This window comes from Klebsiella sp. M5al (genome assembly GCF_002090195.1).
GTDB classification, from domain to species: Bacteria; Pseudomonadota; Gammaproteobacteria; order Enterobacterales; family Enterobacteriaceae; genus Klebsiella; species Klebsiella grimontii.
Genome location: NZ_CP020657.1, coordinates 2,709,915 through 2,722,081 on the forward strand (window position 1 = coordinate 2,709,915; position 12,167 = coordinate 2,722,081).

At 50.9% G+C, this 12,167-nt stretch carries 10 protein-coding genes; 4 read left to right on the forward strand and 6 right to left on the reverse strand.

Annotation, left to right across the window (positions count from 1 at the left end):
• The first annotated feature begins 489 nt into the window (after nucleotides 1–489).
• The gene (locus BWI76_RS12995; RefSeq protein WP_064371723.1) at nucleotides 490–1,458 is read left to right on the forward strand and encodes a hypothetical protein; all 969 of its coding nucleotides are present in this window, start codon (nucleotides 490–492) and stop codon (nucleotides 1,456–1,458) included.
• 265 nt (nucleotides 1,459–1,723) lie between these two features.
• On the opposite strand, the gene BWI76_RS13000 is transcribed toward BWI76_RS12995, so the two are convergent.
• On the reverse strand, nucleotides 1,724–2,524 hold the full coding sequence (locus BWI76_RS13000) for a hypothetical protein (RefSeq protein WP_024358317.1): 801 nt from the start codon (nucleotides 2,522–2,524) through the stop codon (nucleotides 1,724–1,726).
• A gap of 358 nt (nucleotides 2,525–2,882) precedes the next feature.
• Here BWI76_RS13000 and BWI76_RS13005 point away from each other — a divergent pair, with 358 nt between their 5' ends.
• Nucleotides 2,883–4,577, forward strand: coding sequence for a thiamine pyrophosphate-binding protein (locus BWI76_RS13005; RefSeq protein ID WP_004139074.1), 1,695 nt, complete (start codon nucleotides 2,883–2,885; stop codon nucleotides 4,575–4,577).
• Here BWI76_RS13005 and BWI76_RS13010 read toward each other — a convergent pair.
• Complete coding sequence (locus tag BWI76_RS13010; protein ID WP_004139072.1) at nucleotides 4,574–5,494, reverse strand: LysR family transcriptional regulator; 921 nt, start codon at nucleotides 5,492–5,494, stop codon at nucleotides 4,574–4,576. The two genes, BWI76_RS13005 and BWI76_RS13010, sit on opposite strands and share 4 nt — an antisense overlap.
• A 415-nt stretch (nucleotides 5,495–5,909) precedes the next feature.
• Nucleotides 5,910–6,821 (reverse strand): LysR family transcriptional regulator, encoded by a 912-nt coding sequence (locus BWI76_RS13015; RefSeq protein ID WP_049090318.1) that lies wholly within the window; start codon nucleotides 6,819–6,821, stop codon nucleotides 5,910–5,912.
• A 96-nt stretch (nucleotides 6,822–6,917) separates the two neighbouring features.
• On the opposite strand from BWI76_RS13015, the gene BWI76_RS13020 reads away from it, so the two are divergent.
• Nucleotides 6,918–7,907, forward strand: coding sequence for an NAD-dependent epimerase/dehydratase family protein (locus BWI76_RS13020; RefSeq protein ID WP_004139068.1), 990 nt, complete (start codon nucleotides 6,918–6,920; stop codon nucleotides 7,905–7,907).
• 137 nt (nucleotides 7,908–8,044) lie between these two features.
• Here the strand turns inward: BWI76_RS13020 and BWI76_RS13025 are convergent, their stop codons facing one another.
• The 3 genes from BWI76_RS13025 to BWI76_RS13035 all read right to left on the reverse strand — a co-directional run bounded on the left by BWI76_RS13025 (nucleotide 8,045) and on the right by BWI76_RS13035 (nucleotide 11,165).
• Nucleotides 8,045–8,665 carry a histidine phosphatase family protein gene (locus BWI76_RS13025; RefSeq protein WP_074168756.1) on the reverse strand — a complete coding sequence of 207 codons (621 nt, stop codon included), beginning with the start codon at nucleotides 8,663–8,665 and terminating at the stop codon, nucleotides 8,045–8,047.
• A 214-nt stretch (nucleotides 8,666–8,879) separates the two neighbouring features.
• Complete coding sequence (locus BWI76_RS13030) at nucleotides 8,880–9,482, reverse strand: site-specific integrase (RefSeq protein ID WP_004139064.1); 603 nt, start codon at nucleotides 9,480–9,482, stop codon at nucleotides 8,880–8,882.
• 228 nt (nucleotides 9,483–9,710) lie between these two features.
• Entirely contained in the window at nucleotides 9,711–11,165 is a 1,455-nt protein-coding gene (locus tag BWI76_RS13035) for an MFS transporter (protein ID WP_064371724.1), read from the reverse strand.
• 102 nt (nucleotides 11,166–11,267) lie between these two features.
• Here BWI76_RS13035 and BWI76_RS13040 point away from each other — a divergent pair, with 102 nt between their 5' ends.
• On the forward strand, nucleotides 11,268–12,071 hold the full coding sequence (locus tag BWI76_RS13040) for a helix-turn-helix transcriptional regulator (protein WP_004139060.1): 804 nt from the start codon (nucleotides 11,268–11,270) through the stop codon (nucleotides 12,069–12,071).
• Nucleotides 12,072–12,167 lie beyond the last annotated feature (96 nt).

Consider the following 12,167-nt stretch of genomic DNA (forward strand, 5'->3'; position numbering starts at 1 on the left):
GTTGATATACTTCTATCGGCCACCAGCAATGTATTACGGTTCAGGCCGTGGTATTAAATCGTCGATAATGCAAATCGTAAACGTACGCCACTTTTAATAACCAAGATCATTCAGTGAATTACCCGTATAAAATTAAGATAATTCCATAAAAACTGGGCAATATAGCTCCGCGAAAAATATTGTCGGCAAAATCTATCTTCACCAATATTCCCTTTATTTACAGTCGGTTACGGCTGTGCGGTAATATTTTTGGCGATAAAGAATGGTTAAAACAAAATCATCTACTAAAATAAAATTGTTGATTAAATTCATACACTACCAATTTGTACTCATTTAGATAATTGGTCCCTGGTCAATCGCCCGCTATTTAAGCGGCGAGCGATAATTATCCCGCTCGATATTACCGTAGTTCTGGCGGGTTAATGTCTGCAGTGGACGTTTATAGCAAATGACGTCGGGGCTAATGAGTTATTTCAAAGGACAACGTAAATGACGAATATCTACGACTCTACCTCTATCAGTAGTCAGGTACCCGCGGCCGCGGTTAACAGCGCGAGCGCAGTATCATGGGGGGCGATATTTGCAGGCGCCGCCGCCGCGGCGTCGCTGGCGCTTATGCTGCTCATGCTTGGCGCCGGATTGGGCCTTACCTCAATTTCCCCGTGGGAAAATCAAGGACTTGCGGCGGGAACCGTCGGTATTGCCGCCATCGCATGGCTGACGTTTACCCAAATAGTGGCGTCAGGCATGGGCGGATACCTCGCCGGGCGGCTGCGGACTAAATGGGTAGACACTCATACCAATGAAATCTATTTCCGCGACACGGCGCATGGCTTTCTGACGTGGGCCGTGGCGCTGCTGGTCTCCGCTGTGCTGTTGACCACCACCATCAGTTCGCTGATCGGCGGTAGCGCAAAAGTGATAGGTTCCGTTGCCGGCGGCGCGACGGCAACCGCCATGAATAACGCGGGGGACGGAGCCTCTCTGTTATCGAAGTCATCGATGGAATATTTTACCCATTCACTGTTCAGGGCTACCGCTGCCACTCCGGCGGATAATAGCGGGCTGCCAGCAAATTCATCAGGCAATGACGTTATGGCAATGAATCATCCTGTGCCGCCAAAGGCGGAGTCACCGGCTCAATTAGCCGAGGTGACGGGTATTTTTGCTAATAGCATTAATTCTGGCGCGCTTCCCCAGGACGATCTGACGTATGTGGCGCAGCTGGTTTCTCAGAATACCGGCATCAGTCAGAAAGAGGCCGAACAGCGGGTACAGGCGGTTTATGATAAAGCCCAGGCCAATTTAAAAGAGGCAAAAGATAAAGCGCAGCAGACCGCAGACGCCGCCAGAAAAACCACTAGCTACGTCACCCTGTGGTCATTCATTTCTCTGTTAATCGGCGCTTTTGTTGCCAGTCTCTGCGCAACTTATGGCGGCCGTCAGCGTGATTTATAACGTCTAATACACATTCTGCGGGAGGAACCTATGCGTTCAATATTGCTTTTCTTTTTGGGTGTGCCAATCCCTATCATTATTTTAATCGCGTTATTTATGCACTGAGTATTTTCAGGACGGCAAGAATATCTGACCTGTGAATATCGGCATGGTGGTCATTATCGTAAAAGCATAAATGCCTCCCGGGCATTTATGCTTTTTGCCATGCGGTCAGACGCGTTTTTCGCTGCCCCTGTCCGGCCATGTAAGCGATCGGAAGTCAGGATTAAACTTTGTCAGAATACGCTTTCAGCATGGCCAACAGCGCCCGTTGCGCGGCATCGTCTGCGATATTTTCAGGCAGAGCATCCGCTCGCAGAGTGATATAAGCGTCAAGGGCCATTCTGATAGCAACGCTGACGGAGTCACGATCGTGCGTTGCCAGCGTGGAAGTCAGCAGGCCGTCAGGATCAATACCGCGCGATTCAATGCGGCGAACCCCACGTTGCGGTAAATTTGCACGGCGGTGCAGCATTGGCCCCAGTACCTGCTCGCGGAAGAATGACAGCATACCAATCGCCTCAAAGAGTTCGCCCCTTCCTAGTTTAGCCACCGCATAATGAAGCCAGATCCAGGCTCGGGACTCGAACCACTCCGGCGTCATATCAGGCCAGTGAGCACTGAATTTTGCCAGTTGTTGCTGCAGAGCACGGTTATCACGGGTAAATAACACGGCTGGCTCCTCAACGCGTTGAGTGAGCATTTCCAGGGTGACAAATTTCAGATCGACATGAAGGAGTTCAGGACCATACAGGCATATCAGCAGGCGAGGCTCTCCGACATGTTCCCCGCTGAAAGCATGCAGGAGATGGCCCAGCGTTCCGGCGAACGCCACACGCTGGGCCATGATTTCGTCATAGTAGAGGGGATCGACCACAACGACAAAATCCAAATCGGAGTATTTATCAAATCCGCCATGGATAATCGAGCCGCCGGCGAGAAGGGAGTGAATCCGCGAGTCAGACTGAAATTGAAGCTTGAGGTGCTCTGCAAAACTTCTGTGTAAATCGGGTAACGTATTAAGCATACTTTTTCCTGTTCACAAAAAACACAAAGCATTACAGGGTATCGAGTTCTCTATATTCAGGCTAGATATTTTTGAAGGAATAGTCATTTCTTCGAAGGGTTTCCCGAAGCGATAAATTGCCCTGTATAGTCCGGCGCTATTGATTGCGCCGTGTTTGTTACCTCTTCAATCATTGCCGCGTCAGGACGGTGCTGCTGTCATGCTTCAAACTGACCAAATGGAAAACGAATGACTTCCCATACCTTGAAGGGTATGGCTGGGCATCATTATAGTATTGGAAAGGATGTTATACCTGTTATTAAGATTGAATCACCCGCCAGACAGGGCGAACGAATACGCAGATAGAGGTGATCATTCTATGAGTAACGCAATAACTAAAGTGCAAAACGCCAATGCACGTCGTGGCGGTGATGTATTGTTAGAAGTTCTGGAAAGTGAAGGGGTGGAATATGTGTTTGGTAATCCAGGCACAACCGAACTGCCCTTCATGGATGCGCTGTTAAGAAAACCGTCAATTCAGTACGTATTAGCTCTGCAGGAAGCGAGTGCAGTAGCCATGGCGGACGGTTATGCGCAGGCAGCAAAAAAACCAGGATTTCTGAATCTGCATACCGCCGGTGGTTTAGGCCACGGCATGGGAAACCTGTTGAATGCAAAATGTTCACAGACACCACTTGTGGTGACAGCAGGGCAGCAGGATTTACGCCACACGACAACCGATCCGTTATTGTTGGGTGATCTGGTCGGAATGGGGAAAACGTTCGCTAAATGGTCACAGGAGGTTACCCACGTTGACCAGCTACCGGTATTAGTTCGCCGGGCTTTCCACGATTCAGACGCTGCACCGAAAGGCTCCGTTTTCCTGTCGCTTCCGATGGATGTGATGGAGGCGATGAGCTGTATCGGGATCGGGGCGCCTTCCACTATTGACCGCAATGCAGTCGCAGGTTCGTTACCTTTGCTGGCAAGTAAGCTGGCGGCATTTACTCCGGGTAAAGTCGCACTGATTGCCGGCGACGAAATTTACCAAAGTGAAGCGGCCAGCGAGGTTGTTGCTCTTGCTGAGATGCTTGCCGCTGACGTATACGGTTCAACATGGCCAAACCGGATCCCCTACCCAACAGCACACCCTCTCTGGCGGGGTAATCTGTCCACTAAAGCGACGGAAATTAACAGAGCATTAGGCCAGTACGATGCTATTTTTGCACTTGGCGGTAAGTCGCTTATCACCATTCTTTATACAGAAGGTCAGGCAGTACCGGACCAGTGTAAAGTGTTCCAGTTATCAGCCGATGCGGGCGACCTGGGACGCACCTACAGTAGTGAACTCTCAGTGGTAGGCGATATTAAATCATCGTTAAGGGTGCTACTGCCCGAACTGGAAAAAGCCACGGCAAACCATCGCAGTGATTATCAACGTCGTTTTGAAAACGCGGTTAATGAGTTTGAATTGAGCAAAGAAAGTCTGCTCGGGCAGGTTAATGAACAACAATCTGCTACGGTAATTACGCCACTCGTGGCTGCGTTTGAGGCAGCAAGGGCGATCGGACCAGATGTGGCAATTGTTGACGAAGCGATTGCAACCAGCGGCTCGCTTCGCAAATCACTCAACAGTCGCCGTGCGGATCAGTATGCCTTTTTGCGCGGCGGTGGTCTGGGGTGGGGGATGCCTGCCGCTGTGGGCTATTCACTCGGTTTGGGAAGAGCGCCTGTGGTGTGCTTTGTGGGCGACGGCGCTGCGATGTACTCCCCTCAGGCTCTCTGGACGGCCGCACATGAAAAACTGCCGGTAACCTTTATTGTAATGAATAACACGGAATATAACGTATTGAAAAACTTCATGCGTTCACAGGCAGATTATACTTCGGCGCAAACAGAACGCTTTATCGCAATGGATTTGATTAATCCGGCAGTTGATTATCAGGCACTGGGTGCATCGATGGGACTGGAAACCAGAAAAGTTCTCCGTGCCGGAGATATCGCCCCGGCAGTTGAGGCCGCACTGGCGAGTGGCAAACCTAATGTGATCGAAATCATCATCAGTAAGAGTTAATCGTTAATCCGTCCGGACTGCGCTGCATCCAGTTTATCCCTGATACTGCGGCACAGGTTCACAAAACCCGGTAAAGCCGGGTTTTTGTTCTTTGTCGACCACATCAACATATTCTCCACCATATTCGGATTTTCCAGCCTACGGTAAACCACACCACGCAATTGGGCATTCTCCATACTTGCGGGAATAAGCGCCACGCCAACGCCACGGGCCACAAAATTCATCACAGTCTGCTGTACGGAGGCTTCCAGTCCTATTTGCGGGCTAAATCCGGCCTTGAGGCACTGATGAAGGATGGAATCGTAGAGCATCGGTGCACTCTGGCGCGGAACAGTGATGAACGGGTCATCACAGAGTGATTCAAGTCTGAAATGCTCGCTTTGAACCTGGGGGTGATTAGCAGGAAGGGCGGCGATTAGCGGCTCACGCAAGAGTACCAGTGAATGAATTCCCGGAGTGGCCGTCTCGGAGAAGCTGATTGCCGCGTCTAATCTGCCATCCTCTAATGCGGCGTGTAAATCAGAGGGGACCATCTCCTGAAAATGCAATTCCACATCAGAATAGGTCTCCCGGTGCTGCATGGCAACATGAGGCACAACGCTATAGCTGGCATACATTGTTGCACCTAATTTCAGCACACCTTTCTGCCCTGATTCTACGGCCCGTACGTTATTACAGGCCAGCTCCAGCATTGCCAGCACCGCGCGGCAGTCCACCAGAAATTGCTCTCCGGCAAGGGTTAAACTGACACCTTTAGCGGCCCGGTTAAACAGCTTTGCACCGAGGATGGTTTCCAGCTGGGCTATTTGCCGGCTTAAGGGAGGCTGCGAGATATTGAGTTTACCGGCGGCTTTGCCGATGTTTCCGGTTTCAGCAACAGTGCAAAAGTTAATCAACTGATTAAGGGTCGGTTTCATGAGCATTCCTGAAGCAGGTTCATACCTTCTATGGTATCACTTGTTTGCAGGGCGGAGATGCACATGAAGTTAAGCGTTCTGGCGTTCGAGTTGAAGCTGGTGTGTGGCAATACCCCATGCTGTTCCTGAGGTGCAGAACCTGATGGCGCGCGGGAGAGGGGTAGGTGCATCCTCCCGGATAAACAGAAAATGGCGACAAACCCGGCACGAGCCATCCATACACCACACAGGTGGATTGCGCACGCTTTAACCGATGAATAAACTCGCCATAGGAAAAATCAGCTATGACGTCAGGGGGCGTCGCTATAGGGCAGCCGACGATGAATTGTGAGGATCAGCGACCCCCTGAGGTGCCAATCTCATTGGCGGCGTAAGCAGACTGAGTTCGAACTAGCGGCCTTTTCTCCATGGCGATTCACGGTTCCTGCCTCTGGCAGATATATTCCTCTAATCCCTTTGCCAGAATATCGAAAACCAGTTTGCAGCACAGACTATTGCGCAGGTCTTCGTGCATGACGATCCAGGTATCAAGATATAAAGAAAAGAAATTCGGCAGTAACCTCTGCAGTGGAATATAGCCATTGGCCAACTGCACCTGGCATATGCCAATGCCGGCACCGGCGCGAATAAGATTAAGCTGAGCCACATTGCTATCGGTGCGCATGGAAAATGAATCCCGGCTTAACTGAGGGTATTTTTCCAGTACCTTACGGATGAAAGGCGTATTCTGATCAAAGCCAACCAGCGCATGTTTCAGCAGTTCTTGGCTATTTTCAGGCGTGCCATGTCGTGCCAGATAGGAAGTCGATGCGTGTAGGCCAAGTTCAATCCGGCCTACACGACGCGCAATAAGCTGCTCCTGTACCGGCGTCGTCATGCGTACAGCAATATCAGCTTCCCTGTGCAGTAAATCCTGAACCCGGTTCGACAGAACTAATTCAATCGTTATTTGTGGGTGAGACTCCCGGAGCCTGGCAATAAGCGGCGGTAGCACCTCAACGCCGATAACGTCACTCGCGGAGACGCGGACGACGCCGCGAATGGACGCGCTGTTATGACTGAAGTTGGAGGCTGTGCGCGCTAGCGTATTCGCCGTGCTCTCCATCGCTTCGGCATGCACCCTCAGCGCCAGCGCAGTTTCAGTCGCCAGCAACCCCGTTTGCGAACGCGTGAACAATACCTGGCCAAGAGCCGACTCCAGCGCAGCGATATGCCGTCCTGCCGTGGGCTGCGTCATCGAAAGCCGGCGCGATGCGCCGGAAAGCGAGCCTTCCCTGAGCACAGCCAGAAATGTTCGGTACCACTCCCATGGGATAGATGTGTTCATACAAATTTGTATAGCTGCCCTATAAGGATATGCAATTCCATTTAGCTCTGCCTGTACGTACGCTGTCAAGGTCAAATCAGCAAAGAGGCAAACAATATGGTAACCCGAGGCAGGGTCTTAATACTTGGCGCAACCGGCGGTATTGGTGGTGAAACTGCTCGCCGGCTCATTCAGAAAAAATGGGACGTACGTGCGCTAAAACGAGGATTTCACGGCAGTGAACGAAGCGGTGACATCCAGTGGATAGGCGGCGACGCTCTCGACCCGGAGCAGGTCGCCGCTGCGGCAGCAGACTGTAGCGCGATCGTTCACGCCGTCAATCCGCCCGGCTACCGAAACTGGGAGCATCTGGTGCTGCCTATGCTGCGCAACACGACTAGCGCAGCAGAACGAGCCGGCGCCTTGGTCGTGCTTCCCGGTACCGTTTACAACTATGGTCCTGACGCTTTTCCGCTAGTACGGGAAGATGCTCAGCAGATGCCGGTCACAAAGAAGGGAGCGATCAGGGTACAAATGGAGAAAGAACTGGAGGCCTATTCGCAGCGGGGCGGGCGGGTATTAATCGTCCGCGCGGGGGATTTTTTTGGCCCACGCGCCGGTAATAACTGGTTTTCTAAAGGTCTGATTAAACCCGGCAAGCTGCCTGGCGTCATTACCAATCCTGGTTCGCCTGCAACCGGTCACCAGTGGGCTTATTTACCTGATGTCGCGGAAACGATAGCTGCGCTGCTGGAACGACGCGAGGAACTTGAGCCCTTTGCGCGCTTCCATATGCAAGGCCATTGGGATGCCGACGGCAGCGAAATGGTCAGCGCGATTCAACGCACTGCGGCGCGCTTTGGCGGCGTTGCCAAAATACGCTCATTTCCGTGGTGGTTTATGTCCCTGGCTGCGCCTTTCAACGCAACCTTACGCGAACTTTTGGAGATGCGGTACCTGTGGCGCCAGTCGGTCCGCCTGGACAATACGAAGCTGGTGAATTTTTTAGGCGCTGAGCCTCATACCCCACTTGATGTAGCCGTCCATACGACGTTACAGGGCCTGGGCTGCATTGATAATACTGAGATGTCTCGTATCACAGTCTAGAGACGCGCCATGGTCGCTTCTGGCACGAAGCGGACAAGCTAACTGGGCGAAAGGTCCGCTATGAGCGAGGAGCGGACATTGTGCTTAAATAATGATGACTCTGGCAGGATGGGTTTTCAATGCTTGGAAGGTAGCCACTAATTCAGGTGACGTAAATGTGTAGCAATCCCCCACTTTAGGCCGATACATTTTCCATTAATCAGGTCGATAACAGAATAACTTGCATGGGGGTGAGCATAGCGAGGGAAACTATTGACAGTCCCTTCTTTAAGAATTGCCAGAGTGCCCTGACTGACATGCCCGTGAGACACAATACATATTGTTTGTTGATGTGATGAGGTATCTTCCAGGTTTTGTAAAAAACGCATAACTCGCTGAGAAGCATGCGCCAGTGACTCCCCCCCAGGTGGACAATACTCTGCATCAAGCCTGAATAACGCATTTGCATAGTTTGGATGTTTTTGTCTGAGTAGTTCTAACGGCATACCTTCAAACTGACCAAAGGCCTGCTCTTTAAGGGCCGGTTCAGCCGTCAGTGAACAATGAAAGTGTTCAGCCAGGCTTTGCCCCATTTGCCAGGCACGCCCAAGCGGAGAAGCGTAAACACGCTCTATTTGATACTCACTTGCACTAAACGCTGCTAGTAGGACGGATGTTTCACGCAAACCCCGACAGGTCAAGGAGCTATCGCTGTGCCCCTGAATAATTCCTTCCAAATTCCACTCTGTTTCTGCGTGTCGAACAAGTATCAATTTCATCGTTAGCTGGCCATGCTCGTTGTTGATCAAAATGTCCCAACTGCGCGATATCAAACACACACCGTTGAAGCAGCGGAAGGCTTTCCTGTTTTGGAAATAATGAACAAGTGTAGCTTATTGCCGTTATGCAGCGGCTCTGGGGGTGGGGCGCTGAATTTTATCCGTAGTTAACTTCCGCTCCTGGCACAGGGCTGCTGTTGCAGCCCTGACAACCTTAGACTTCGATCGATTCAGAGATCTCTAATGCATCATCGACTTCAATGCCCAGATAACGGACTGTGCTTTCCAGTTTCTTATGGCCCAACAGAAGTTGGATCACCCGGAGATTCTTGGTTTTCTTGTAGATTAGGTAAGGTTTTGTTCTTCTCATGGAATGTGTGCTATAAAGCGAATCATCGAGACCAAGCTTTTCTACCCACCCATGAAAAATTCGGTTGTATTGCCGGGTTGATATGGGCTGGTTAGTTCCGACTCGAGACCGAAACAAGAAGTCTTTACTATGCAAATTGCCATGCTTTATCAATGCAGCAACAGCTTCTCTTGTCCCTTTGGTTATCTCAAATTGCACAGGGCTACCGGTTTTCTGTTGCAACACCGTAGCTCTGCTTGAAACAGAGCTACCATATGCAACATCAGATACTTTGAGTTTGACCAGATCACAGCCTCGTAGCTTACTGTCCAGGGCCATATTGAAGAGAGCCAAATCGCGCGTTTTACCTTCTAGTTCAAGCCGGATTCGGATCCCCCAGATATGAGATATCTGAAGTGGTCTTTTTTGGCCGATGATACGGTCTTTGTTCCACGGTGACGTGTTCATACTCAAATCTCCTGCAATGTGGGAGATTTGAGTATGGTTGTCCCTTATGAGCGATCAGCAGACGTTCGTAATTGAGTTGCCATGAATCTTGCTAACAATACCGTGTGTCAATCAACGGGGAGTAGGTCATGTCAAATGTCTCAGGGCGTGAAGCGGACATCATTCTTATGAAGACCTGACCAATCGATCCGTTTCTGCCAGCCTCAGGAGGCCGCTGATGAAATCAGGTCAATTTTCTGTCCGTTGCATTTTTTTTAAAATCATCAATAACAGGCAGATTAATGCTGCCGCAGCGAGGTTGTACAGCATCCCGGCAACAAACGCAGAAGTATACTGCCCAGCTTGTGACAGGTCAGTCGCTTTTGAAAGAGCACCATTAAACAGAATGCCAACGACGGCTACGCCCAGGGCAGCCCCGATTTGCTGAACTGTTGAGATAACTCCAGCTGCCATGCCAGATTTCGCTTCTTCAACAAAACCCAATACCAGGTTCAGTAATGGCGTCATAATATAACCTTGGCCAGCACCGACCATAATAAGTGCCGGAATTAACTGCACTGGTTTCAATTCTGATCCTGACGTCCATACCTGAAAAATCATTATTGCAATGAAGACCGCATAGATTAACGCGCCAAAAAAAAGCGTAGATGTTCCCCATCTAGCAACCAGTCGTGGCGCAGCCAAGGATGCAAGAACAAAACCGACGCTACAGGGCGCAAAGATACTTCCTGCCTCGAAGGCATCCAGACCGATCCCCGTCTGTACCAGTAAAGCAAAACAGAGAAAGAATGAACTTGAGGTAGAGTAAACCAACAGCACCAGCATTGTTCCCAGCGAGAAATTGCCATTCGCCATCAGCCGCATATCTACCAGTGGCCACTTGCCTGCCTTTCGACGTTGCTCCTGTTGCCGATAAAAGAGCACCAGTAAAGCCAGTGCTAGACCTGGTGCCCAGCGGCTCCATTCAGGCCAGCCCTGAACTGGCCCTTCTATTAACGGAACCAATACTAGCACCAGTCCGCAGCTGACCAGCAGGACGCCTGTCCAGTCCAGTAGCGGTCTCTGCGGGGCACGGGATTCGGGAATTGACCGTGCTGCAAGAATGGCGAAGACTCCAACTGGCAGATTAATAAGAAAAATGATGCGCCAGCTAAGACCGAACAAGTCAGCATGTACCAGCCATCCGCCCAGCACCTGACCGGCAATAGCGGCCAGCCCTAGCGTCATCCCCAGCAAGCCAAAAGCTTTGCGCCGGTCATTATCCTCAAAGTTAACGCGAATAGAGGCATAAACCTGCGGGAACAATAATGCTGCAGCCAGCCCCTGCAAAATCCGGGCGCAGATAAGATAATCTGTCCCTGGTGCCAGACCACAAAAAGCCGAGGCCAGCGTAAAGCCAGCCATACCAACAATGAATAATCGACGGCGACCAAACATGTCCCCCAGTCGTCCACCAGTAATCAACAAAACGCCAAAGGCGAGTTCATATCCGGCGACAATAAACCCAATCTGCGCAAAATTCGCGCCCAGCCCGGTCTGGATACTGGGGATGGCGACGTTAACAACAAACAGATCAAAGATGGTAACGAATCCTGCAAGGAGTAATACGGACAAACCGGCCCAGGGAGGCGTTTTACAAGAAACATGTCTGGAAGACAGGGTAAGACCGGGAGATGAACTCATATTGCATATCCAATGTAAGAAAGTATGCAAAGATTCTCTTCTTTTCATTAAACCATTACAATTTAACAGTTTATACTATTACTTTAAGCAATGAGATAAACGATGCGGACCCTGAATCGATCACGTACTGACCTGGCAGCCTTCCTGCGGGCGCATCGGGAACGCCTTTCACCTGCCGAGGCAGGGCTTCCCAGCGGAACCCGGCGTCGGACGCCAGGCCTTCGACGTGAAGAAGTCGCGGCACTTGCAGGCGTCGGCCTTACCTGGTACACATGGCTTGAGCAGGGCCGGGATATTGGCGTGTCGTCCACCTTTCTGGATAATCTGGCACGGGTACTGAAACTGGATGCCGCTGAACGCCGACACCTGTTTATGCTCGCACATGAGCGTCCTCCGGCCGAACCAGGGAAAACCTGGTGCGTACTGCCGCCCCTTGTGCGGCGCCTGATGCACGATCTTCCGCACCCTGCTTTTGTGCTCAATCTGCGCTGGGACGTTCTGGGTTTTAATGCATTAGCCGACGAACTGTTTAATTTTGGTAGTCATGTACCCGAGCGGCGTAACCTTCTCTGGCTACTTTTCACCGATTGCACTCTTCAGAAACGTGTCGTTGCCTGGCATGAACAGGCTCCCTTGATGCTGTCAAGCTTTCGCCGTGATTTCACTCGAGCCAGCCAAAGTACGGATATACCTGAACTGGTAAATGAGTTGGAACATGTCTCGCCAGAGTTCAAAGTCTGGTGGCGACAACATCAGGTTCACGCGCCATGCAATGGAATCCGTCATTTAATGATAGAGGAACAGCCTGTGCCTTTTGAATTCACATCACTAACTGTGGATGAAGACCGACATTTGAGGTTGGTAGTGTATGCGCGACAAGAAGAAGACGCTGAACGTCCTGATTAGCCATTAAACAGGGACAAAAATTCTCGCGTCGCGCTATGGCTGGCATGCATTATAAGGGGCCGCTTTTGGCACCAAGCGGACTGTCTGAAGCGCCGT

Bases quoted from the DNA above. Each gene is read 5' to 3' on its own strand.
- BWI76_RS12995 (WP_064371723.1), top strand. From the start codon at position 490: ATGACGAATATCTACGACTCTACCTCTATCAGTAGTCAGGTACCCGCG.
- BWI76_RS13000 (WP_024358317.1), bottom strand. From the start codon at position 2,524: ATGCTTAATACGTTACCCGATTTACACAGAAGTTTTGCAGAGCACCTC.
- BWI76_RS13005 (WP_004139074.1), top strand. From the start codon at position 2,883: ATGAGTAACGCAATAACTAAAGTGCAAAACGCCAATGCACGTCGTGGC.
- BWI76_RS13010 (WP_004139072.1), bottom strand. From the start codon at position 5,494: ATGAAACCGACCCTTAATCAGTTGATTAACTTTTGCACTGTTGCTGAA.
- BWI76_RS13015 (WP_049090318.1), bottom strand. From the start codon at position 6,821: ATGAACACATCTATCCCATGGGAGTGGTACCGAACATTTCTGGCTGTG.
- BWI76_RS13020 (WP_004139068.1), top strand. From the start codon at position 6,918: ATGGTAACCCGAGGCAGGGTCTTAATACTTGGCGCAACCGGCGGTATT.
- BWI76_RS13025 (WP_074168756.1), bottom strand. From the start codon at position 8,665: ATGAAATTGATACTTGTTCGACACGCAGAAACAGAGTGGAATTTGGAA.
- BWI76_RS13030 (WP_004139064.1), bottom strand. From the start codon at position 9,482: ATGAACACGTCACCGTGGAACAAAGACCGTATCATCGGCCAAAAAAGA.
- BWI76_RS13035 (WP_064371724.1), bottom strand. From the start codon at position 11,165: ATGAGTTCATCTCCCGGTCTTACCCTGTCTTCCAGACATGTTTCTTGT.
- BWI76_RS13040 (WP_004139060.1), top strand. From the start codon at position 11,268: ATGCGGACCCTGAATCGATCACGTACTGACCTGGCAGCCTTCCTGCGG.